Annotated in this window: 23 protein-coding genes; 9 read left to right on the top strand and 14 right to left on the bottom strand. The window is 74.3% G+C overall.

The window, feature by feature from the left end:
* Nucleotides 1–16: 16 nt before the first annotated feature.
* Nucleotides 17–1,360 (bottom strand): aspartate aminotransferase family protein, encoded by a 1,344-nt coding sequence (locus NYF13_RS28325; protein WP_315660882.1) that lies wholly within the window; start codon nucleotides 1,358–1,360, stop codon nucleotides 17–19.
* 100 nt (nucleotides 1,361–1,460) lie between these two features.
* Between NYF13_RS28325 and NYF13_RS28320 the strand changes: the two genes are divergently transcribed.
* Together NYF13_RS28320 and NYF13_RS28315 are read left to right on the top strand one after the other, a co-directional pair.
* Nucleotides 1,461–2,345, top strand: a complete 885-nt coding sequence (locus NYF13_RS28320) for a LysR family transcriptional regulator (protein ID WP_315660880.1) — start codon at nucleotides 1,461–1,463, stop codon at nucleotides 2,343–2,345.
* A 51-nt stretch (nucleotides 2,346–2,396) separates the two neighbouring features.
* On the top strand, nucleotides 2,397–2,780 hold the full coding sequence (locus tag NYF13_RS28315) for a hypothetical protein (protein WP_315660878.1): 384 nt from the start codon (nucleotides 2,397–2,399) through the stop codon (nucleotides 2,778–2,780).
* A 236-nt stretch (nucleotides 2,781–3,016) separates the two neighbouring features.
* Here NYF13_RS28315 and rbfA read toward each other — a convergent pair whose 3' ends face one another.
* The 6 genes from rbfA to rimP form a co-directional block, all read right to left on the bottom strand.
* Nucleotides 3,017–3,493: a 30S ribosome-binding factor RbfA gene (gene rbfA, locus NYF13_RS28310; RefSeq protein ID WP_315660876.1), complete on the bottom strand. Its 477-nt coding sequence runs from the start codon at nucleotides 3,491–3,493 to the stop codon at nucleotides 3,017–3,019.
* A 27-nt stretch (nucleotides 3,494–3,520) separates the two neighbouring features.
* The gene (locus tag NYF13_RS28305) at nucleotides 3,521–3,814 is read right to left on the bottom strand and encodes a DUF503 domain-containing protein (protein ID WP_315660875.1); all 294 of its coding nucleotides are present in this window, start codon (nucleotides 3,812–3,814) and stop codon (nucleotides 3,521–3,523) included.
* Nucleotides 3,815–3,887: 73 nt separating this feature from the next.
* Complete coding sequence (gene infB / locus NYF13_RS28300) at nucleotides 3,888–6,926, bottom strand: translation initiation factor IF-2 (protein ID WP_315661260.1); 3,039 nt, start codon at nucleotides 6,924–6,926, stop codon at nucleotides 3,888–3,890.
* Nucleotides 6,927–7,008: 82 nt separating this feature from the next.
* Nucleotides 7,009–7,278 (bottom strand): YlxR family protein, encoded by a 270-nt coding sequence (locus NYF13_RS28295; RefSeq protein WP_315661259.1) that lies wholly within the window; start codon nucleotides 7,276–7,278, stop codon nucleotides 7,009–7,011.
* Between the two features lie 140 nt (nucleotides 7,279–7,418).
* Nucleotides 7,419–8,465 carry a transcription termination factor NusA gene (gene nusA, locus NYF13_RS28290; protein ID WP_315660873.1) on the bottom strand — a complete coding sequence of 349 codons (1,047 nt, stop codon included), beginning with the start codon at nucleotides 8,463–8,465 and terminating at the stop codon, nucleotides 7,419–7,421.
* Nucleotides 8,462–8,989 (bottom strand): ribosome maturation factor RimP, encoded by a 528-nt coding sequence (gene rimP / locus NYF13_RS28285; protein ID WP_315660872.1) that lies wholly within the window; start codon nucleotides 8,987–8,989, stop codon nucleotides 8,462–8,464. Before rimP ends, nusA begins: the two co-directional genes overlap by 4 nt.
* Nucleotides 8,990–9,124: 135 nt before the next feature.
* Here rimP and NYF13_RS28280 point away from each other — a divergent pair, with 135 nt between their 5' ends.
* Complete coding sequence (locus tag NYF13_RS28280; RefSeq protein WP_315660870.1) at nucleotides 9,125–10,060, top strand: ferritin-like domain-containing protein; 936 nt, start codon at nucleotides 9,125–9,127, stop codon at nucleotides 10,058–10,060.
* A 36-nt stretch (nucleotides 10,061–10,096) separates the two neighbouring features.
* Here NYF13_RS28280 and NYF13_RS28275 read toward each other — a convergent pair whose 3' ends face one another.
* The 5 genes from NYF13_RS28275 to NYF13_RS28255 form a co-directional block, all read right to left on the bottom strand.
* Nucleotides 10,097–10,765, bottom strand: a complete 669-nt coding sequence (locus NYF13_RS28275; protein WP_315660869.1) for a hypothetical protein — start codon at nucleotides 10,763–10,765, stop codon at nucleotides 10,097–10,099.
* A 34-nt stretch (nucleotides 10,766–10,799) separates the two neighbouring features.
* A complete protein-coding gene (locus NYF13_RS28270; protein ID WP_315660867.1) occupies nucleotides 10,800–11,822 on the bottom strand; it encodes an aminotransferase class V-fold PLP-dependent enzyme in 1,023 nt (340 codons plus the stop codon).
* A 4-nt stretch (nucleotides 11,823–11,826) separates the two neighbouring features.
* A complete protein-coding gene (locus tag NYF13_RS28265) occupies nucleotides 11,827–12,081 on the bottom strand; it encodes a hypothetical protein (protein WP_315660865.1) in 255 nt (84 codons plus the stop codon).
* Nucleotides 12,082–12,326: 245 nt separating this feature from the next.
* Complete coding sequence (locus NYF13_RS28260; RefSeq protein ID WP_315660863.1) at nucleotides 12,327–12,950, bottom strand: GPP34 family phosphoprotein; 624 nt, start codon at nucleotides 12,948–12,950, stop codon at nucleotides 12,327–12,329.
* Nucleotides 12,947–14,428: a glycosyltransferase family 39 protein gene (locus NYF13_RS28255; protein WP_315660862.1), complete on the bottom strand. Its 1,482-nt coding sequence runs from the start codon at nucleotides 14,426–14,428 to the stop codon at nucleotides 12,947–12,949. Before NYF13_RS28255 ends, NYF13_RS28260 begins: the two co-directional genes overlap by 4 nt.
* Before the next feature lie 168 nt (nucleotides 14,429–14,596).
* On the opposite strand from NYF13_RS28255, the gene NYF13_RS28250 reads away from it, so the two are divergent.
* Nucleotides 14,597–15,820, top strand: coding sequence for a histidine kinase (locus NYF13_RS28250; protein WP_315660861.1), 1,224 nt, complete (start codon nucleotides 14,597–14,599; stop codon nucleotides 15,818–15,820).
* Nucleotides 15,817–16,467 carry a response regulator transcription factor gene (locus NYF13_RS28245; RefSeq protein WP_315660859.1) on the top strand — a complete coding sequence of 217 codons (651 nt, stop codon included), beginning with the start codon at nucleotides 15,817–15,819 and terminating at the stop codon, nucleotides 16,465–16,467. Before NYF13_RS28250 ends, NYF13_RS28245 begins: the two co-directional genes overlap by 4 nt.
* Before the next feature lie 55 nt (nucleotides 16,468–16,522).
* On the opposite strand, the gene NYF13_RS28240 is transcribed toward NYF13_RS28245, so the two are convergent.
* Together NYF13_RS28240 and NYF13_RS28235 are read right to left on the bottom strand one after the other, a co-directional pair.
* The gene (locus NYF13_RS28240; RefSeq protein ID WP_315660858.1) at nucleotides 16,523–16,894 is read right to left on the bottom strand and encodes a helix-turn-helix domain-containing protein; all 372 of its coding nucleotides are present in this window, start codon (nucleotides 16,892–16,894) and stop codon (nucleotides 16,523–16,525) included.
* A 50-nt stretch (nucleotides 16,895–16,944) separates the two neighbouring features.
* Nucleotides 16,945–17,517, bottom strand: coding sequence for a TetR/AcrR family transcriptional regulator (locus NYF13_RS28235; protein ID WP_315661258.1), 573 nt, complete (start codon nucleotides 17,515–17,517; stop codon nucleotides 16,945–16,947).
* Nucleotides 17,518–17,782: 265 nt separating this feature from the next.
* Here NYF13_RS28235 and NYF13_RS28230 point away from each other — a divergent pair, with 265 nt between their 5' ends.
* From NYF13_RS28230 to NYF13_RS28215, 4 genes are read left to right on the top strand one after another with little or no spacing between them, the layout of a single operon-like run.
* Entirely contained in the window at nucleotides 17,783–18,208 is a 426-nt protein-coding gene (locus NYF13_RS28230) for a hypothetical protein (RefSeq protein ID WP_315660856.1), read from the top strand.
* The gene (locus tag NYF13_RS28225) at nucleotides 18,205–18,384 is read left to right on the top strand and encodes a hypothetical protein (RefSeq protein WP_315660855.1); all 180 of its coding nucleotides are present in this window, start codon (nucleotides 18,205–18,207) and stop codon (nucleotides 18,382–18,384) included. The genes NYF13_RS28230 and NYF13_RS28225 overlap by 4 nt, the downstream gene beginning before the upstream one ends.
* 49 nt (nucleotides 18,385–18,433) lie before the next feature.
* Nucleotides 18,434–19,120, top strand: coding sequence for a response regulator transcription factor (locus tag NYF13_RS28220; protein WP_315660853.1), 687 nt, complete (start codon nucleotides 18,434–18,436; stop codon nucleotides 19,118–19,120).
* Nucleotides 19,117–20,475 carry a HAMP domain-containing sensor histidine kinase gene (locus tag NYF13_RS28215; protein ID WP_315660851.1) on the top strand — a complete coding sequence of 453 codons (1,359 nt, stop codon included), beginning with the start codon at nucleotides 19,117–19,119 and terminating at the stop codon, nucleotides 20,473–20,475. The genes NYF13_RS28220 and NYF13_RS28215 overlap by 4 nt, the downstream gene beginning before the upstream one ends.
* Nucleotides 20,476–20,790: the final 315 nt, after the last annotated feature.

Below are 20,790 nucleotides of genomic sequence, written 5' to 3'. Positions count from 1 at the left end.
CCGCCCCGCCGCTAGCTCACAGCCGCGCGACCGCGTCGCCGATGGCCTCGTCGAGGATGGACAGGCCCAGCGAAAGCTCCTCCTCGGTGGCGGTCAGCGGCGGGGCGATGCGGAACACCCCGCCCATGCCCGGGAGCTGCACGATGTTCAGGTGCAGACCCAGTTCCAGGCAGCGGCGGGTGACCAGGGCGCCCAGCTCGTCGGAACCCTGCTTGGTCTCGTGGTCCACGACCAGCTCCAGCCCGGCCAGCAGGCCGCGGCCGCGGATGTCGCCGACCACGCCGTGGCGCTCGCCGATCCGCTCCAGTCCCGTGCGCAGGAACGCGCCGAGGGCGGCGGCCCGCTGGTCGAGGTGGTCGCGGACCAGCACGTCCAGCACGGTGTTGCCGACCGCGGCGACCAGCGGGTCCGAGACGTGCGTGGTGAGGAACAGGAATCCGCGCTCGTGCGCCTGCCCCTCGATCTCCGCGCTGGTCAGCACGGCCGCGAGCGGCAGCCCGGCGCCGAGCGTCTTGGACAGGGTGAGCAGGTCCGGGACCACGCCGTCGCGCTCGAACGCGTACCAGGTCCCGGTGCGGCACAGGCCGGTCTGCGCCTCGTCGAGGATCAGCAGCATGCCGCGCTCCCGGCACTTGTCGCGCAGCGCCGCGAAGTAGCCGGGCGGCGGCTCGATCACGCCGCCGGAGCTGAGGATGGGCTCGACCAGGCAGGCAGCCAGGTTCCCGGTCGACTGCGCGTCTACGAGGTCGAAGCCGAAGTCGAGCTGACGGCGCCAGTCCAGCTCGCCGTCGGGGGTGGTGAAGTCCGGCCGGTAGGCGTGCGGGGCGGGGATGGCGAAGTTGCCCGGCGCGGCGGGGCCGTAGCCCTGGCGGCCCGCGCTGTAGGTGGCGCCGGCCGCGCCCTGGGTCATGCCGTGCCAGGAGCGGGCGAACGAGACGATCTCGTGCCCGCCGGTGACCAGCTTGGCCATCCGGATCGCGGCCTCGTTCGACTCGCCGCCGGTGGTCAGCAGCAGCGCCTTCTCCAGCGGGGCGGGCAGCGTCGCGGCCAGCCGCCGGGCCAGGTCGACGACCGGGCGGCTGACCATGCCGCTGAACAGGTGGTCCAGCTCGCCGACCTGGCGCCGGACGGTCTCGACGACCTCCGGGTGCGAGTGCCCGAGGATCGCGCTCATCTGGCCGGAGGTGAAGTCCAGGATCCGGCGGCCGTCCTCGGTGTGCAGGAAGCTCCCTTCGGCGCGGGTGATGATCTCGCGGGAGAAGCCGCCGGTGCCGAGGTACCGGACCAGGTGGCGCTCGGCGTCCTCCCAGAAGGGCCGGGAGGACGGGGTGGACAGCGGGGCGGAGGTGGGGGCAGCCATGCTCTCGACGGTAAAGCCGGTCCGAGCGTCACGTCCAGCTCACGATTCCGGCCGTGCTGTTCGGCTTTACCGAACGATCGAGGTCCCGCACACTGGGCGGATGCTGAACCCGTGGCGGCTTTCGCTGCTCAGCCGGCTCGACTCGCTCGGCACGATCCGCGCGGTCGCGCAGGCGTCGAACCAGAGTCCGTCGAGCGTGTCCCAGCAGCTCGCGGTGCTGGAGACCGAGACCCGCACCCAGCTGCTGGAACGCACCGGGCGCCGGGTCCGGCTGACCCCGGCCGGGCTCATCCTGGCCCGCCGCGGGCGCGCGGTGCTCGACCACATGGACGCCGTCGAGGCGGAGCTGCGCAGTCTCGGCGAGGAGCCGGTCGGCCGGGTGCGGCTCGGCGCCTTCCAGAGCGCCGTGCCCACGCTGGCCATGCCGGCGGTGACCCGGCTGGCGCAGGCGCACCCGCACCTGGAGGTGCAGTTGCTGCACCTGGAGCCGCACGAGAGCCTGCCCGCGCTCCGGGCCGGCGACGTGGACATCATCATCACCACCCCGGATTTCGTCGAACAGCCACTGGGTCCGGACCTCGATCTCGTGCCGCTGACCACCGACCCGGTCGTGCTGGTGCTGCCGCCGGGGCGGGCCGGGCGGGGGCCGGCCGAGCTGTCCGCGTACGCGGACGAGCCCTGGGCGTTCGAGGCGCCCCAGTCCTACATGGCCAACCTCGCCACGCGGCTGTGCCGGGAGTCGGGTTTCGAACCGCGGGTGGTGTGCCGGTTCAGCAGTTCCGTGCTGACGCTCCAGCACGTCGAGGCCGGGCTGTCGATCGCGCTGCTGCCGGGACTGGCCGTGGACCCGCGCTACCACGTCACGACGCGAGAGCTGGCGGTCCCGGTCACGCGCACGATCACCGCCGCCGTGCGCCGCGGCTCTCCCCCGCGCGCCGCGGTCAACGTGGTGCTCGACGCGCTGCGCCACCCGGTGGAAGGCTGACGCCCGCGGCAGACGAGGCGGGGCGCGGCCCGGTTCAGTAGGCTCCCACGGGTGATCAAGAGAACCGCTCTCGCGACCGCGGCCCTCGTGCTGGTGGCCGGTCTCACGGCCTGTTCGAACCCCACCGGCAAGTCCTGGGCCATCAGCTACGAACTGACCGGCCAGAGCCCCGGCTCGGTGACGAAGCTGAGCTACGCCGAGTCCGTCGACCGGTACCAGGACCAGGTGTCCCAGCACGAGCTGCGCGGCCCGCTCGGCCTGCCGTGGCGGCTGGACGTGGTCGTCAGCGCGGGCCAGGAGGCCAAGGTGACCGCCACCCCCTCCGGTGACGCGGCGCTGACCTGCCGGATCCTGCTGGACGAAACGCGGGAACTGGCCAAGACGACGGCCGCGGCGGGCCAGCCGGTGATCTGCGCCAAGACGACCGACAGCTGAGAAAGGGCCAAGGCCCCCGGGTCCACGCCCGACGTGGACCCGGGCGCCTTGGCCGCTAACGGGAAACCGGTCTTCACCCGGGCCCGAGCGGGTTCAGGGCCGGCGGCCCGGCGGCCGGGGCTGCCGGGGCCGTAGGACCCACCGGGGCGGGGCGCCCGGAGCAGGGGGCGACAACCGGCGCGGAGCGGCCGAACAGCATGCCGCTTCACGAGACATCGGGCCCCCACCACAACGCTTCAGCCCCGGGTCTCCTCTTCCACGAAGTCCTCGTCGTCCTCGTCGACGCGTGGGGCCTTGTACGGGTCGGGCTCGCCGGCGTGCTGCGCGCCCGCCGAGCGGCGGGCCACCTCGGCGTCGGCCTCGCGGGCCTTGGCCAGCAGCTCCTCGATCCGGCGGGCATCGTCGGGGATGCTGTCCGCGACGAAGGCCAGGGTCGGGGTGTAGCGGACCCCCGTGCCCTGCCCGACCTTGGTGCGCAGCACCCCACGTGCGGATTCGAGCGCCGCCGCGGCCCCGGCGAAGTCCGGTTCCGCGTCGAGGCTCTCGCCCAGCACCGTGTAGTAGACCGTGGCGTCGTGCAGGTCCGCGGTGATCTTCGTGTCGGTGATGGTCACCGAGTTCAGCCGCGGGTCCTTGACCTCGTGTTCGATGGCGGAGGCCACGATCTGCGAGATCCGCTTGGCGAGCTTGCGAGCCCGAGCCGGATCGGCCATGGAACTTCTCCTTCTGGCAGTGCTTGTCTAATCGTCCGGGCCCAGCAGCCGGCGGTGCGCCGACAACAGGACGAACTCCGGTCGCGAGGCCACGAACCGCTCACAGGAGTCGAGCACGTCACGGACGTGTTCGCCACCCGCGGCCACGACGGCCACCCCGATCAGCGCGCGGCGGTGCAGTTCGAGATGACCCGCTTCGCTCACCGAAACGGCGAAGCGCCTGCGCACCTCGGCCACCACCGGCTTGATCACCGAACGCTTCTGCTTCAACGAACGGACGTCGTCGAGCAGGATGTCGAGCTCCAGGGCTCCGACGTACATAGGCGGTGAATGTTGGGCCGTACCGGCCCGGTCCGGGGTGCGGCGCGAAACCGCACCCCGGACCGGAGGACCGTTACGCGCGGGGCTTCTCCCGCTGCTCGTAGGTCTCGATCGAATCGCCGATCTTGAGGTCACCGTACGAGCCCAGCGTCAAACCGCACTCGAACCCTTCGCGCACCTCGACCGCGTCGTCCTTGAACCGCCGCAGCGAGCTGATCGGCAGGTTCTCCGCCACGACGGTGCCGTCGCGGAGCAGGCGGGCCCGGGCGTTGCGCCGGATCTCGCCGGACATGACCAGGCAACCGGCGATCGTGCCGATCTTGGAGGACTTGAAGACCTCGCGGACCTCCGCGCGGCCCAGCTCGACCTCTTCGTACTCCGGCTTGAGCATGCCCTTCAGAGCCTGCTCGATCTCGTCGATCGCCTGGTAGATGACCGTGTAGTACCGGACGTCGACGCCCTCGCGGGTGGCCCGCTCGGTCGCCTTGCCCTGGGCCCGGACGTTGAACCCGAGCACGATCGCGTCGGACGCGGTCGCCAGGTCGATGTCCGATTCGGTCACGCCACCGACACCGCGGTGCACCACGTTCAGCTCGACGTCTTCGCCGACGTCCAGCTGCAGCAGCGCCGCTTCCAGCGCCTCGACCGTACCCGAGTTGTCACCCTTGATGATCAGGTTGAGGCTGCTCGTCTCCTTCAGGGCGGAGTCGAGGTCCTCGAGGCTGACCCGCTTGCGACGCGACGCGTTGAGCGCGTTGCGGGTGCGGGCGGAGCGGCGCTCGGCGATCTGCCGGGCGACGCGGTCCTCGTCGACCACCAGGAAGGTGTCGCCCGCTCCGGGCACCGAGGTGAACCCGATGACCTGGACCGGACGCGAGGGCAGCGCCTCGGTGACGTCCACGTTGTGCTCGTCCACCATGCGGCGGACGCGGCCGTAGGCGTCGCCCGCGACGACGGAGTCGCCGACGCGCAGCGTGCCGCGCTGGACCAGCACGGTGGCCACCGGGCCGCGGCCGCGGTCGAGGTGGGCCTCGATCGCGACGCCCTGGGCCTCCATGTCCGGGTTGGCCCGGAGGTCCAGAGCGGCGTCCGCGGTCAGCAGGATCGCCTCGAGCAGTCCGTCGATGTTGATGTTCTGCCGCGCGGAGATCTCGACGAACATGGTGTCGCCGCCGTACTCCTCGGCCACCAGGTTGTACTCGGTGAGCTGCTGCCGGATCTTGTCCGGGTTCGCGCCCTCCTTGTCGATCTTGTTGATCGCCACCACGATCGGGGCCTTGGCGGCCTGCGCGTGGTTGATCGCCTCGACCGTCTGCGGCATGACGCCGTCGTCGGCCGCGACCACGATCACCGCGATGTCCGTGGAGTTCGCACCACGGGCTCGCATGGCGGTGAACGCCTCGTGACCCGGGGTGTCGATGAAGGTGATCAGCCGCTCGTTGCCGTCGAGCTCGGTCTCGATCTGGTAGGCGCCGATGTGCTGGGTGATGCCACCGGCTTCACTCTCGCGCACCTTCGTCTTCCGGATCGTGTCCAGCAGGCGGGTCTTACCGTGGTCGACGTGACCCATGATGGTCACGACCGGCGGCCGGATCTGCAGGTCGTCCTCACCGCCGGCGTCGTCGCCGTAGGTGATGTCGAACGTCTCCAGCAGCTCGCGGTCCTCCTCCTCGGGGGACACGACCTGGACGACGTAGTTCATCTCGCCGCCGAGCAGCTCGAGGATGTCGTCGGACACCGACTGCGTCGCGGTGACCATCTCGCCGAGGTGGAAGAGCACCTGCACCAGCGAAGCCGGGTTGGCGTCGATCTTCTCGGCGAAGTCGGTCAGCGAGGCACCACGCGGCAGCCGGATCGTCTCGCCCTGCCCCTTGGGCAGGCGGACGCCGCCGACGCTGGGCGCCTGCATGTTGTCCATGTACTCCTGGCGCTTCTGCCGCTTCGACTTGCGGCCCTTGCGCGAGGGACCACCGGGGCGCCCGAAGGCACCCGCGGTGCCGCCACGGCCACCGGGGCCGCCACGGCCGCCGCCACCGCGGAAACCGCCGCCGCCGGCCGGGGCACCCGTGCCACCGCCGGGACGGAAGCCGCCACCGGCACCGCCGCCGCCACCGGGACGGAAGCCGCCACCGCCGCCACCGCCACCGGGACCGCCGCGGAAGCCACCGCCGCCGCCACCGGGACCGCCCCGGGCCCCGCCACCGGGGCCACCACGGGCTCCGCCACCGGGACCACCGCGGGCGCCGCCACCGGGGCCGGCCGGGCGCTGGGTCCGGCCCGGCATCATGCCGGGGTTCGGGCGCGGGGGCATGTTGCCCGGGCTCGGCCGGTTGCCGCCGGCGCCGCCGCCGGGACGCGGCGCGGGCCGGTCACCGGTGCCACCGGCACCGCCGGGACGCGGGGGCCGGGTGTCGCCGCCCTGGCCACCGGGGCCGGGACGCTGCGGCGGGCGCGGGGCCGGGGAACCGGAACCGACGCCGAACGGGTTGTTGCCGACGCGCGGGGTGCGCGGGCCGGGCTTCGGACCGCCGGGCTTCGGACCCTGCGGGCGCGGCGGGACGACCGAGCCGGTCGAGCCGGTCGAAGCAGCCGCGTCCTGCTGCTGCGGGGCGGGCTTGGCGGGCTCGCTCGGCGCGGCCGGGGCCGCCGGTGCGGCGGGCTCGGCCTTGGCCGCCGGGACCTCCGGGGCCGGAGCGGGCGTGCGCGGACCGGGCCGGGGGCCGGGTCCGGGGCGTCCGCCGCCGGGCTGGGCCGCGGGGCGCGGTCCCGGCGTCTGCGCGGGAGCGGCCGGGGCCGCCTGGGCGGCCGGCGCCTGCTGGTTGTGCTGCGGACCGGGCGTGGCGGGCCGGGGGGCCTGCGGGGTGCTCGGGGCAGCGGTCGGGCTCCCGTTTCCGGCGGGCGCCGCGGGGCGGGCCGGCGGTCCGGGAGTGGGGGCGGGCTTCGATCCGCCCTTGGCCGGGTAGGCGTCGCGCAGCCGGCGGGCGACGGGCGCCTCGACCGTGGACGACGCGGATTTCACGAACTCACCCTGCTCCTTGAGCTTGGTGAGAACTTCCTTGCTGGTGATGCCGAGCTCTTTCGCGAGCTCGTGTACACGGGCCTTGCCTGGCACAGCTCTCCTCATCTAGGGGAGGCCAGGCGGTGAAGACACCCGCTGACCTCGTCCTTATTGTCGCGCGTTCATGGCTTCAGCTTCACGGCTGACTCATGACGGGTCGACCTGCTTCCTTGATTCCTGTCGGCCCCGGGTACGTCCCGGGTCCGGTCTCCATGACGGGCCCTGTGGGCCCTGCGAGTGCCGGGTGCTCGCGCAGCCCCGCCGCGTCGAGCGCGCCCTGGGCCCTGAGAGCCCGGGGGAACGCCCGCCGCCGCTCGGCCTTAGCCAGGCAGTCCGGCCCGGGGTGCACCCATGCTCCCCGGCCCGGCCGCCGCCGACCTTCGTCGACGACCAGCCGCCCGGCCACCGCGACCACTCGCAGCAGCTCACCGATCACGGCCCGCCGCTTGCACCCGACACACGTGCGCACCGGGGTACCCGGGTCGCACTGGGGGTCGGCTGCCCGCCGCGGGCCTTGAACCACCTCCGAGTCTAGCGCTTCGACCCTCACTCAGCCGAACCGGTTGTCGCAGCGGGCCGCTCCGGTCCGGCGTGGGCTTGGTCACCCTCGTCCTCGGCGGGGGCCGAATCGCTCCGGATGTCGATTCGCCAGCCGGTCAGGCGGGCCGCGAGGCGGGCGTTCTGGCCCTCCTTGCCGATCGCCAGCGAAAGCTGGAAATCGGGCACGACGACCCGGGCGGTCTTCGCCCGTTCGTCCACCACCCGGACCGAGACAACCTTCGCGGGCGACAGCGCATTCCCGACGAAGCGGGCCGGGTCCTCGGAGTAGTCGATGATGTCGATCTTCTCGCCGGCCAGCTCGCTCATCACGTTGCGCACGCGCGCGCCCATCGGGCCGATGCAGGCGCCCTTGGCGTTCACCCCGGCGATGGTGGAGCGGACCGCGATCTTGCTGCGGTGCCCCGGCTCGCGGGCCAACGCGGAGATCTCGACCGCGCCGTCGGCGATCTCCGGGACCTCCAGCGCGAACAGCTTGCGCACCAGGTTCGGGTGGCTGCGCGAGAGCATGATCTGCGGACCGCGGTTGCTGCGCGAAACGCCGACCACGTACGCCTTGATCCGGGTGCCGTGCTCGTAGGACTCCCCCGCGACCTGCTCGGCCGAGGGCAGCACGCCCTCGGTGTCGCCGACCTGGATCACGACCATGCCGCGGGCGTTGGCGCGCGCGTCGCGCTGCACCACCCCGGCGATGATCTCGCCCTCCTTGGCGGAGAACTCGCCGAAGGTCTTCTCGTGCTCGGCGTCGCGCAGCCGCTGCAGGATGACCTGGCGCGCGGTGGTGGCGGCGATCCGGCCGAAGCCCTCCGGGGTGTCGTCCCACTCCTCGTCGACCTCGCCCTCGGCGGTGAGGGTGTGCGCGAGGACGCGGACCAGGCCGGTCTTGCGGTCGATGTCGATGCGGGCGTGGGGCTGGTGGCCCTCGGAGTGCTTGTACGCGGTGAGCAGGGCGGTCTCGATGGCCTCGATCACCGTGTCGAAGGGGATGTCCTTGTCTTGTTCGATCGCGCGCAGCGCGGCGATGTCCACGTTCATTTCGGCTCCTCCTTCGCTTCGGTCCGGCCGGCCGCGTCGTCTTCCAGCAGTTTCAGGTCCGCGGCCGGTGGTTGCTTGAACTCGATCTCGATCACGGCCTTGGCCACCGACGCGTAGGCCACGTCCTGGAGGCGGCCGTCGGCGAGCACGCGCACGGTCTCGTCGCCGGCGCGGCCGACGCGCACGACGTACTCGGCGCCCTCGGCCGGGGTGACCCGCACCAGGCGGAACTTGGCGCGCCGCCAGTGCCGCGGCAGGGTCAGCGGCCGGTCCAGGCCCGGCGAAGTGACTTCGAGGGTGTACGCGCTCGCGAGCACGTGCTCGTTTTCGTCGAGCACCGCGGAGACCTTGCGGCTGACCTCGGCGACCTCGTCCAGCCCGATCCCGTCGTCGGAATCGACGACGACCTTGACCAGCTGGCGCCGGCCGGCCTGCTGCACCTCGAGCGAATCGAGGTCGAAACCCGCGGTGCTGACGGCTTCGGCCACTAACGGCTCCAGCCGGCTGGCGAGTTCGTTGGGCACGTGGAGCACTCCTGTTCGGCGGTGGTGACGCGGGCTGGTCACGACGGGTGGGCGGTGGTGGACCAGCTTATCGTGCGGCCCCGCCGGGACGCGCGAGCGGCGGGGCCGGGGCCGGGCCTGGCAGGATGGGCCGACGTGACCGCAAGACCGACCGACCTCAGCCGGCGCCGCGTGCTGCGCCCCGGCGCCGTCGCCGCCGTGGCCCTCCCGCTGGCCGCCTGCTCCACGGGCAACTACGAAGAACCGGACCCGCTGGCCCCGCTGCTGGCCGCCGCCGACGCGGACGCCGCGGCCGCGCGGAAGCTCGCTTCCGGTGAGGGCGGCGACGTCGCCGCCCAGATCGCCGACGCGCGCGCCGCCCACGCCGCCGCCCTGAAGCCCGAGGTGGACCGGCTCAACCGGCCGAAGCCCGCGGCGAGCACCGCCCCCGCGGCCGGGCCGGCGGACGTGGCCGGGTTCAAGGACCGGCTCGCCGCCGTGCGCCAGCAGGCCGAGGACCTGGTGCCCGGGCTGCCCGCCTACCGCGCCGGGCTGGCCGCCTCCGTGGCCGCCGGCTGCGCGGCGCTGCAGCGCGTCTCGCCGTCGATCGGCGGCGGCGAGGACGCCAAGCCGATCGCCGCGCCTTCGGGCAAGCTGCCCGACGAGGCCGTCGACCCGTTGCAGAAGGCGCTGGCCGCCGAACACGCCGCGCTCTGGGTCTACGGGCTGGTTTCGGCCTTCCTGTCGGCCGAGTTCGGCAACGCGCTCAAGAGCGGGCGGGCCGAGCACACCGCGCGCCGCGACGTGCTGATCCAGGCGATCACCGCCGCTTCGGCCACGCCGGTGGCGCCGGAGGCCGCGTACGTACCGGCCAAGCCGGTCACCGATGGCCCTTCGGCCGCCTCGGTGGTCGCCACGGCCGAAGCGGACTGCGCCGCGGCGTGGCTCGGAGTGGTGACGCACACCGACGACGCGGGCGTGCGCGGCCTGGCGCTGCAGGCCCTCGTCGCGGCGGCCCGGCGCGGCACCCCGTGGCGCCAGCAGGCCGCCGAGAAGCCGGTCGCGATCGCGCTGCCCGGACAGCACTCCTGAACCGCCGGGACGCCCGGCTCCCCCGCCGTCGAGGAGTCAGCGCAGGCCGGCGGACAACTGGAGGGCGTCCTTCGCGATGCGCTTGAGCAGGACCGGGTCCTTGTGCTTTTCGAAGAAGTCGGTGAGCACGATGGTGACGTCGGAGCCGGCGACTTCGGACTCGTACGCGGCCTTTTCCCCGCTCACGCTGGGTGCGCCGGAGGCCTTGTAGGTGTGGTCGCGCACCAGGTCGGTGATGTTGCCGGTGCCGTCCTGGTCGGTCAGCTTCTTCAGGTCGGCCGCCTGGCTCGCCTGCGGCATGGAGACCAGCGCCACCGAGACGAGCGCCTTCGCGTCGCCGGACTCCACCGTGTACAGCGCCCGGGCGAGCGAGGCGCACGGCGTGTCCGTGAAGAAGCCCTGCGCCTTCCCGTAGGAGTTCGCCGCGCAGTCGGTGGACTTGCTCGGGCCCTCGACCAGCTTGAAGTCGAACTGGCTCGTCTTCGCGGGCGGCTGCGCGACCGGATCGGGCGCGCTGTCGTGCCGGATCAGGAACCAGACCAGGCCGGACACCACGGCGATCGCGACCAGGCCGGCGCCGCGCAGCAGCAGGGTGCGGTTGTCCCGGGCCGGGCCACGGCCAGGCGCAGGCGGCCCCGGGTGAGCGGGGACCGCGCCGAGCGGTGCCGTGTCCGAGGGATCGGAGGAGAAATGGGGACCAGCCACGGGCACATACCGTAGTTCACCGCGTCCGGCGGCTTCACCCGAATGCGGTGAGAAGGCGTTCGACGTCGTCAGCGGTGTTGTAGAGGTGGAACCCGGCGCGCACGCGGCCGGCGCGCACCGAGGCCACCACCCCCGCGGCGGCGACCCGGGCCGGATCGGCCTCCAGCGCCACGATCGCGGACCCGCGCGCCGGCCGGCCGAGGGCCCGGAGCAGGGAATCGGCCAGTCCGGTGGTGTGCTCGCGGACCGCGGCGAGGTCCAGCCCGGTGACGTAGTCCAGTGCCGCCGCCGCGCCCACGTGGGCGAGCCAGACCGGGGAGAGGTCGAACGCCCGGGCGTCGCGCGCCGAGCGCAGCGGCAGGCCGTAGACCGAGGCCCGGGGGTCGTCCCCGGCGTACCAGTTGGCGGCGACGGCCCGGGTACGCTCGTGTGCCCGGGGGTGCACGGCGAGCCAGGCGCACCCGCGCGGGGAGAACAGCCACTTGTACCCGGCGCAGACGACCCAGTCGGCCCAGGCGAGGTCGAGCGGCAGCCAGCCGGCGGCCTGCGTGACGTCCAGCAGCACGCCCGCGCCCGCGCTCTCCGCCGCCGCCCGCAGCGCCGCGAGGTCGAGCACCGAGCCGTCCGAGGACTGCACCAGGCTCACCGCCACGAGGTCGTGCCCCTCGACGTGGTCGGCGAGCTTCGCCATCGGTGCCTCGGTCAGCCGGGTGCCCGGCCGCGCGGCGAAGGGGAAGGTGACGCTGGTGAAGTCCTTCTCCGCGACCAGCACCCGCGCCCCCTCCCCCAGACCGCCCGCGACGTTCGCGATGAGCTGGGAGACCGACGCCCCGATCGCCACCCGCTCCGCCGGCACCCCGGCCAGCCGCCCGAACCCGGCCCGGGACCGCGCGACGTGTTCGTCGAAGTCCGGCGCCCGGTCGCTCCCGGCGCGCCACCGTGCGACCGCACCGGCCACGGCGTCGGCGACCGCGGCGGGCGGGATCCCGATGCTGGGCGTGTCCAGGTAGCCCTCGGGCACGGCGAACCGGCCGCTGCCCCAGATCCGCGGGCGCACCGGGTCAGTCCACCCGGACGTCGGCCGGGTAACCCTGCTCGGGCCGCAACAGGTCCGGGCGCGGGCCCGCGAACTCGTGCACGTAGCCGCAGGACCCGCAGATGACGGCGACGGCCGACCGGTTGGCCCAGCCCAGACCGAGGAACTCGGCGCCGGAGCTGTTCAGCTTCACCTCACGGGAGGAGAACTCCCGGTCGCCGCAGACCAGGCACCGCAGCGCGCGCCCGCGCACGGTGACCAGCCGAAGTCGTGGTCCCATGGCCCCATGATGCCCGGGCGGGCGCCGCCGCGGCCCCGAGTTGCCCGAAGGGCTGATCCGGGGCCCGGCGCGGCACCGGGTGACCACTCGGTGCGGTGGCCCCCGTACCGGGCACCTTGCCCCGGGTCCGGCTGGGTTCATCCGTCCATCGAAAACGGCGGAAGCGCGGGCGAGGCGGTGACCGCGTCCGGCCACCGCCTCGTCACCCCCGGACGCCCCCCAGGATCTCCATGCCCCGGCCCGCCTCAGCCCCCGGGGTTCACCGCCCAGGCCCGGGCGAGGCGCAGTCCCCGGACCAGGTGCCGCAGGGCGGGCACCGCCGGGCCCGCCCGCTCCCCCAGCTCGGCCAGGCGCCGCGAGTGCGAGCGGGCCTCCCGGCGGGACAGGCCGAGGGCGGCCACCGCGGCGAGGGCGGCCACCGCCGCGTCTCGTTCGTCCACATCGGACAGTGGGGTGCGCAGTGCGGCTTCGGCCCGGACGCGTTCGTGGTGCGCCACCGCGGGATCGGCGACCTCCAGCACCGGCCGGCCGAGGAACCTCGTGGGGCGCCGGCGGAGCAGTCCGGCCGCGGCGAGCTGGAGTTCCAGCGATTTCAGCGTGTCCGGGCCGTCACGGCGCACCAGTGAGCGCCAGGAGCGCGCACCGTCCTCGGCGAGGCCGGCCAGCACGTCGTCGAGCAGCAGGTCGCCGGTCGCGCCCCGGCCGGTGACCGAGACCTCGCCGTCGTGGTCGGCGATCCGGCCGTGCAGCAGCAGTTCGGTGAGCACGGCCGCGCGCACCACCATCGCGACGCGGCGCCGATCGTGGATCCGCCCCCGGCCCCCGGCACCGGCGAGGAGGTAGCAGCGGGCGGGCAGGGAGAGGATCACTGCGTCTTCACCGCCGGCCAGATCCGGTCCCAGGACTGCTTGCGCCCGGAGTAGAGCCACATCAGCCCGGGCGAGACCTCGGTCACCGAAGCGAAGTACGGGCGCAGCAGGTTCGGGTCGAAGCCCTGGAACAGCACGTCACGCGCCGAATCCGGCGGCCGGTCGAAGTACCAGTACCCCCGGTGTCCACTGTAGACGTCGGTGATCCCGTACCGCGGTCCGTAGTACTCGTCGGCGGCGGCGAACGGGTAGATCTCCGAGTACACCGCCGTCTGCTCGCGCACCCGCGGCGGCAGCGCGGCGTAGGTCCGGCCCAGCCCCTCGGCCAGCTCCTTCTGCGCGGTCTCGCCGCCGGCGAACCCGCTGCCGAGCGGGACCGGGCCGAACGAGGTCGTCTTCATCGAGGCCGGCCAGACCGGGAGCCCGGCCACGACCACCACGGCCGAAAGCGCGAAGGCCGGCCACACCGGGACCTTCCACCACCGCACCAGGTTCCGGCGGGTCAGCTCCGTCGCCGCGGCCGCGAACGGCAGCGCGAACAAGCTCATCAGGTAGTACGACCGGCCGTGGGTGAGCAGCACCGCCAGGGCCACCAGCGCCAGGGCCACACCCAGGTAGCGGTACGGGCGCAGCTCGGGCGAGCGCACCAGCCGCCACCCGCCGTACAGCAGGGCCGGCAAACCGATCCCCAGGCCCGCGCCGAGCAGCCCGTCCCGGACGAACGGGAAGTAGCCGGGGAATTCCGCCGAGACGACGTCGGCCATGTGCGCGTACGGCCAGCCGTGCCGCCACTGCCAGACCAGCGTGGGAATCGTCGCAGCCACCGCGATCAGCGCGCCCAGCCGGAGCTTCGGCCGGGAGAGCAGCCGCCGCGGGCCGAGCACCAGGGCCGAAAGCGCCACCGCGGCCCACAGCGCGGGGATCAGGAACTTGGTCTCCAGGGACACCGCGGTCACCACGCCCGCCCACACGAGCAGGCCGTCGCGCCGGGTCCGGGTCCAGCGCACCAGCAGGAAGACCACGACCGTCCACAGGAGAGGGTCGAGCACGTAGGTGCCCATCCAGTGGCTGATCACGATCAGCCCGGAGGTGGCGTACGCGCCCGCCGCCATGGCCTGGGCGCCGCGACCGCCCCCGAGCTCACGCGAGATCAGCGCGGTGACCACCACACCGGCCGCCGCGGCGAGCGCCATCGGGGCGCGGAAGGCGATCAGCGAGCCGGGGAACAGCCGGTCGAGCGTGCCCGCGAGCAGGGGCACCAGCGGGGGCTGGTCGAAGTACCCCCAGGCCGGGTGATCCCGGCCGGCCACCAGGAAGTAGAGCTCGTCGAACCCGTGCGCGTACCGCGCGCTGGTCGCCACCAGCACGGCCGCCACCAGCACCGCGATCGTGAACACCGGTCCGCGGGCGAACGCCGGCACCTCCCGCGCCGCGGCGCCGACGTCCGGATCCCCCGTGGTGAGCCCTGCACTCGTCATGGGCCGAAGTCCACCGCGCCGGGCCGGGCGCGGGTAAGCGGGCCCGGTAGCCGATCGGGTCGACGAAAGTCGCCCGCCGGGGCGCGGGGCGCAACTTTCGTCGACGGCGCCTCCCCCGCCGGTGGATGATCCGGCCCGGACGCGCGGGCCGGCGGATACCGTGGCCGGGTGACGGACTCCCCCGCCCGGCGCCCGCTCTGGCCCCGGCCGGCCGACGGGCTCTGGCTGCTGGGCGCGGCGCTGGTGTTCGCGGCCCTCGACACCGGGCTGTTCCTGGCCTCGGGCCCGAGCCCGGGGCCGCTCGGCCCGTACGCCCCGCTGGTGCTGCAACTGGTCTGCGACTTCTCCCTGCTGCTGCTGGTGCGGTACCCGGTCCAGGTCGGGGGCCTGCTCGTGGTGGCCGGGCTGGCGATGCTGGCCTCCGATCTGTTCTTCCCCGGCCTGCTGGTGCCGGTGGTCAAGCCGACGCTGATGACCGTCCCGACGGTCACCTCGGTGGTGCTCGGCAACGGCGCCCGGCTGCTGGACCGGCGGCGGCTGCTGTGGCTGGCCGGCCTCCTCGTGGTGCTGGCGACGCGGCCGTGGGAACCGGCCTGGAACACCACCCCGTTCGGGCTGGTGGCCACCGCGCTGCCGGTGGCGATCTCGATGTACTTCGAGGCCCGGCGGCAGTTGCTGCGGTCCCTGCGCGACCGCGCCGAGCGGGCCGAGCGCGAGCAGCACCTGCTGGCCGAGCGGGCCCGGGCCGAGGAGCGGCGGCGGCTCGCGGGCGAGATGCACGACGTGGTCACCCACCGGCTGAGCCTGATGGTGCTGCACGCGGGGGCGCTCGGCGTCACGTCGGCGGACCCGGCCGTGCGCACCGCGGCCGAGGACATCCGCCGTGAGGGCGCGTGCGCGCTGGACGAGCTGCGAGACCTCGTCGGTGTGCTGCGCAACGGCGCCGAGACCCCGGCCGGCTCGCCCCCGGCCGCCGCCCCGGCCGGTGACCCGGCCGAACTGGTGGCCGAGTCCGTGGCGGTCGGGGTGGCGACCGGGTTCTCGGTCACCGGCGAACCCGGCCCGGTCTCGCCGGCGATCTCGCGCACGGCCTACCGCGTGGTCCAGGAGGCGCTGACGAACGTGCGCAAGCACGCGCCGGGCTCGACCGCCGAGGTCTCGCTGCGCCACCACGCGGGCGGGATCGACGTCGAGGTCACCAGCACCCGCGCCACCCGGCCGCCCGACCCGGCGCTGGCCGGTACCGGCTCGGGCGCCGGGCTCACCGGGCTGCGGCAGCGGGTGGAGCTGGTCGGCGGGCGGTTCGAGGCCGGTCCCGGGCCGGGCGGCGGGTTCCGCGTGGGTGCGATACTGCCCGCCTACGTCCCGACGAAGGAGGGTCTTCCGCGGTGATCACGGTGGTCGTGGCCGACGACGAGCCGATGGTCTGCGCCCACCTGCGGACGATCCTCGGCTCGGCCGGCGACATCGACGTGGTGGCCCAGGCCCAGGACGGCGCCGCGGCGGTGGAGGCGGTGATCCGGTACCGGCCGCGGGTGGTGCTGATGGACCTGCGGATGCCCGGGGTCGACGGGCTGAGCGCGATCGAGCGCATCACCGCCCTGCCCGAGCCGCCGGCGGTGGTCGCGCTCACGACCTTCGACGCCGACACGTACGTGATCCGCGCGCTGCGCGCCGGCGCTTCGGGCTTCCTGGTCAAGTCGACGCCGCCGGAGGACCTGATCGGGCTGGTGCGCGTGGCCGCCGACGGGCACACGGTGCTCTCCCCCTCGGCCGCGCAACGCCTCGTCGCCCTGTCCGCGGACGGCCGCGAACGCGGCGACGAGGCCCGCCGCCGCACCGCCGCCCTGACCGAGCGCGAACGCGACGTGCTGGCCGGCCTGGGCGCGGGACTGTCCAATGCGGACATCGCCGCGCGGCTGCACCTGGCCGAGGCCACGGTGAAGAGCTACGTCTCCCGGATGCTGGTCAAGCTCGGCTGCGCCAACCGGACCCAGGCCGGCCTGCTCGCCCACGAAGCGGGGCTGGTCGCGCGCTGAGCCGGCGCTCTCGGCCCGGGCCGGTCCGGGGGCCACCACCACTCGGACGCCGGGCTCAGGCCGAGGCGGCGGCCTGCTCCGCGTCGAACGCTTCGCGGGCGGTCTGGACCTGGTCCATGTGGCGGCGGGCCCAGCGGTCGAGCAGGTCCAGCGGCTCGGCCAGGTTGTGGCCCAGCGCGGTCAGCTCGTACTCGACCCGCGGCGGGATCACCGGGTACGCGGTGCGGGTGAGGATGCCGTCGCGGACCAGGCTGCGCAGGGTCTGCGTGAGCACCTTCTGCGAGATGCCCTCCACCCGCTTGCCGACCTGGGTGAACCGCAGCGGGCCGTCGGCCAGAGCGCCGACGATGAGCACCGTCCACTGGTCGCCGATGCGGTCGAGCAGCTGCCGGGTCGGGCAGTCCGGGTCGTACGGGTTCCCCGTCATCTGGCCGCCTCACTCGTCCGGAAGTCGCTTTCCCCTGGAGAGTAACAGGCTCAGGCGGACTCCAGCAGGGCCGTGAAGAGCACGCGCAGGTGCCGCTTGGCCCGGCCCCAGCGGGCGCCGAGGTCTTCCCGGTCGCGGGTGGCCCAGCTCGCGATCAGGATGCCGCGGATCACGTCCATGGCGGTGTACACCGAGTGCAGGAACTCGCCGTGACCCGCCTGGTCCGGCAGCACCGCCCGGCCGAAGGCGACCAGGCTCTCCGTGGCGATCGGCTCGACCAGCGCCATCTGGCGGCGCAGGTCCGCGTCGGTGCGGGAGGCGACCCACAGCTCGACGGTCGCGGTGAACACCGGGCCCTGGTGCATCTCCCAGAGCAGCTGCAGCGTGTCGCCGACCGGGTCGGCCGAGGCGCGCAGCCGGTCCAGCTCGGCCATCGCGACCTCGGTGCGCTTCTCGGCCAGGTGCCGGATCGCCGAGGTGACGAGGTCGGCCTTGGCCGGGAAGTGGTGCACCTGCGCCCCGCGCGTGACCCCGGCCCGGACGGCGACGCGGGTGGTGGTGGTGCCCGCGTAGCCGTACTCGACCAGGCAGTCGATCGTGGCGTCGAGCAGCCGGACCCGCATCGCGGCGCTGCGCTCCTCCTGGGTGCGGCCGGTGCTCCCCCGTCGTGGCGCTGACATGCGCCCACTCTATTCGGGCGCCGGTCCGCCCGCGCCGGTAGCCGGGACCGGGCCCGTGGCCGGGCCGCGGCGCTCGGCGGCCCCCTCGTGAACGCCCGGTGGGCTTTACCGAACCCGAACATTCGCCCCACACCCCCCGAACACCGGACCCGCAGTCTCGAATCCGTACCCGGGACGACCGCCGGGGTCACGACAAGGAGCACCGAGCATGCGAGGAACCACTTGGACGCGACGGCTGACGCTGGCGGGCGGCGGGGTCGCGGCCGCCCTGCTGGTGGCCGCGCCACTGGCGTCGGCCCAGAGCAGCACCCCGGCGCCGGCACCCCAGCCGGTGGCGCCGGTCACGCTGAGCCCCGAGGAGTCGCAGCAGGTCTGCGGGGACTGGGTGCCGAAGCTGCAGAAGCACGCCCAGAACCTGACCGAGCGGATCAACGGCGGCGCCGAGGTGTCCGGGTCCGTGGCGAACCTCAAGGCCCGCGCGGCCGACCAGAAGGCCAAGGGCCACACCGCCGCCGCCGACCGGCTGCAGAAGCGCGCCGAGCAGCGCCAGGGCAAGGTCGGCCAGCTCGCCACCGCCAAGCAGAAGCTCGACGCCTTCGCCGCGGCGCACTGCAAGCCCGCGGGGACGAAGTGAAGCTCGCGGCCGTCGCGGGGATGGCGGTGGTCCTGCTGCTGGGCACCACCGCCTGCGACAACGGCACCCCGGCCGCGAACGACGGCGGCGGGGCCGCGGCCACCAGCGAGCTGAACGGCATCCAGTCGACCCTCGACGGGATCGACTCGGACATGGCGCGCGACGGTTCCCCCTGACTCGCGTAGCGTCTTCCCCGACGTAGCCGGCGAGGAGACGGGAGCCCGGATGGGGTCAGCGAACCGCGGCCTCGTGCTCGTCGTGGAGGACGAGGCCGCGATCGCCGAACTCGCCGCGCTGTACCTGCGGCGCGACGGGTTCGGGGTGCACGTGGAGGCCGACGGCGCGGCCGCGCTCGCCACCATCCGGCGGCTGCGGCCGGTGGCCGTGGTGCTCGACATCGGACTGTCCGGAATGGACGGTATCGAGATCTGCCAGGCGCTGCGCGCGGCGGGCGACTGGACGCCGGTGCTGTTCGTGACCGCCCGCGACGACGAGCTGGACCGCCTGCTCGGCCTCGAGATCGGCGCCGACGACTACCTCACCAAGCCGTTCAGCCCGCGGGAGCTCGCCGCGCGGGTGCGCACCGTGCTGCGCCGCGGATCCGGCCCGGGCGGGGCCGGTGACACCTACTCCTGCGGCGATGTCCGGGTGGACGCCGGCGGGCGCCGGGTGTGGGCGGGCGAGCGGGAGGTGACGCTGACCTCCACCGAGTTCGACCTGCTGGCGCACCTGGTCCGCCACCGCGGCCAGGTGCTTTCGCGCGAGCAGCTGCTGAGCGCGGTCTGGGGTTACGCCGCGGCGGCCGGCACCCGCACGGTCGACGTGCACGTGGCCCAGCTGCGGGCGAAGCTCGGCGAGCACAGTCCGATCAGGACGGTCCGCAGCATCGGCTACGCGGCGGACGCCGGATGAGCGGGCGCCGCGGCACCCTGGCGCTGCGGATCACCGTGGTGTGCCTGGCCGTGGCCGGGGTCGCGGTGATCGTGGCCGGACTGGTGGCGGCACGGCTGGTCCGCACCACCGGCGACACCGTGCTGCAGCAGTCGCTCGAGGCGCAGGCCGACGTGGTGGCCAGCCAGCTCGACCCGACCGGCATCGGCAACCGGCTCGGCGTCGGCAAGATGGCCGACGTGGTGCGCGGCCAGGGCATCGCGGTGGTCGTGCGGCGCCCGGGCGGGCAGGACTTCGGTGAGGCCGTGCCGGTGCGGGCGGCCGTGCGGGCCGGGCTGGCCTCCGGTCAGGACCGCTCGGCCCGGGTGAGCGTCGACGAGCAGCAGTACCTGGTGGAGGTCCGCTCGGTCGGCGCGGCGGGATTCGCGCTGGTCCAGCCCACGCGCAGCGGTGAGGGCACCCAGCGGGCGCTGGTGCGCAACATCGCGCTGGCCCTCGGGATCGGGCTGCTCGTGGCCGCGGTGGCGGGGTTCGTGAGCGGGCGGCTGCTGGGCCGTCCGCTGCGGCGGGCGGCGGCCGTCGCCGGCAGCCTGCGCACGGGACGGCGGGACGTGCGAGTGCCGGTGGAGGGCCCGGCCGAGGTCGCCGAGGTCGCGGACTCGCTGAACGCGCTGGCCGACGCGCTCGCCCACAGCGAGGCCCGGCAGCGCGAGTTCCTGCTGTCGGTTTCGCACGAGCTGCGCACCCCGCTGACCGCGGTGACGGGCTTCGCCGAAGCGATCGCCGACGGGGTCGCCGAAGGCCCGGACGCGCGCCGCGCCGGGCAGACCATCCACCGCGAGGCCCAGCGGCTCGAACGGCTGGTCAGCGACCTGCTCGAACTCGCCCGCCTCGGCGCCGACGAGTTCCGCCTCGACCTCGCCACCCTCGACCTCACCGCCCTGGTCCGCGACTGCGCCGAAGTCTGGCGGCTGCGCTGCGGGCGCGAGGACGTGCCGCTGACCGTCGAAGTCCCCGACGGCCCGGTCCCGGTGCTGGCCGACGCGCGGCGGCTGCACCAGGTCGTGGACGGGCTCGCCGAAAACGCGCTGCGCGTCACCCCCGCGGGCGCGCCGATGGTCTTCGCCCTCACCGCGGGACCGCAGGCGCGGCTGTCCGTGCGCGACGGCGGCCCCGGCCTCGCCCCGGAGGACTACGAAGTGGCGTTCCAGCGCGGTGTGCTGAACGCCCGCTACCGCGACCGCCGGCCGGTCGGCTCCGGCATCGGGCTCGCGCTGGTGCACGGGCTGGTCACCCGGATGGGCGGCACGCTGGCGGCGGGCCCGGCCCCGGAGGGCGGGGCGGCGTTCACGATCACCCTGCCGGCTGCGTGGTGATCGGCCCGGCCGGTGACCCCCGGCGGCGGTTTCCGGGCCGGAAGGCCCACCGGGCGGTGTGCGTCGGCCGGTTCCCGTCCCGATCGAGCAGAAGCGGCGGGCGGGGGCGCGGGACGCCCCGGACGCGGCGCGGTACCGCCGGTTTCCCCCGGCCGCCGGCGCGAACGGGAACCGGGATTGTCCACTTCGGACGATCCGAGCGGGCGGACCGGTGAGCCGGACCGCGGTGGAAGGACCACCGCAGCCGCGCCCCGGCCCGGTGAACCCGGTCACCACCACGCCCGCACCCGCCCGGCCCGGCCGCCCCGGGCGGTT

This window comes from Amycolatopsis sp. PS_44_ISF1, assembly GCF_032335455.1.
Lineage (GTDB): Bacteria > Actinomycetota > Actinomycetes > Mycobacteriales > Pseudonocardiaceae > Amycolatopsis.
The sequence above is the reverse complement of the archived record's forward strand: the minus strand, read 5'-3'. Positions and strand labels throughout refer to the sequence as shown.

Bases quoted from the DNA above. Each gene is read 5' to 3' on its own strand.
- nusA (WP_315660873.1), bottom strand. From the start codon at position 8,465: ATGAACGTGGACATCGCCGCGCTGCGCGCGATCGAACAAGACAAGGAC.
- NYF13_RS28305 (WP_315660875.1), bottom strand. From the start codon at position 3,814: ATGTACGTCGGAGCCCTGGAGCTCGACATCCTGCTCGACGACGTCCGT.
- NYF13_RS28320 (WP_315660880.1), top strand. From the start codon at position 1,461: ATGCTGAACCCGTGGCGGCTTTCGCTGCTCAGCCGGCTCGACTCGCTC.
- NYF13_RS28265 (WP_315660865.1), bottom strand. From the start codon at position 12,081: ATGGGACCACGACTTCGGCTGGTCACCGTGCGCGGGCGCGCGCTGCGG.
- NYF13_RS28255 (WP_315660862.1), bottom strand. From the start codon at position 14,428: ATGACGAGTGCAGGGCTCACCACGGGGGATCCGGACGTCGGCGCCGCG.
- NYF13_RS28220 (WP_315660853.1), top strand. From the start codon at position 18,434: ATGGGGTCAGCGAACCGCGGCCTCGTGCTCGTCGTGGAGGACGAGGCC.
- NYF13_RS28230 (WP_315660856.1), top strand. From the start codon at position 17,783: ATGCGAGGAACCACTTGGACGCGACGGCTGACGCTGGCGGGCGGCGGG.
- NYF13_RS28215 (WP_315660851.1), top strand. From the start codon at position 19,117: ATGAGCGGGCGCCGCGGCACCCTGGCGCTGCGGATCACCGTGGTGTGC.
- rbfA (WP_315660876.1), bottom strand. From the start codon at position 3,493: ATGGCCGATCCGGCTCGGGCTCGCAAGCTCGCCAAGCGGATCTCGCAG.
- NYF13_RS28235 (WP_315661258.1), bottom strand. From the start codon at position 17,517: ATGCGGGTCCGGCTGCTCGACGCCACGATCGACTGCCTGGTCGAGTAC.
- NYF13_RS28325 (WP_315660882.1), bottom strand. From the start codon at position 1,360: ATGGCTGCCCCCACCTCCGCCCCGCTGTCCACCCCGTCCTCCCGGCCC.
- NYF13_RS28240 (WP_315660858.1), bottom strand. From the start codon at position 16,894: ATGACGGGGAACCCGTACGACCCGGACTGCCCGACCCGGCAGCTGCTC.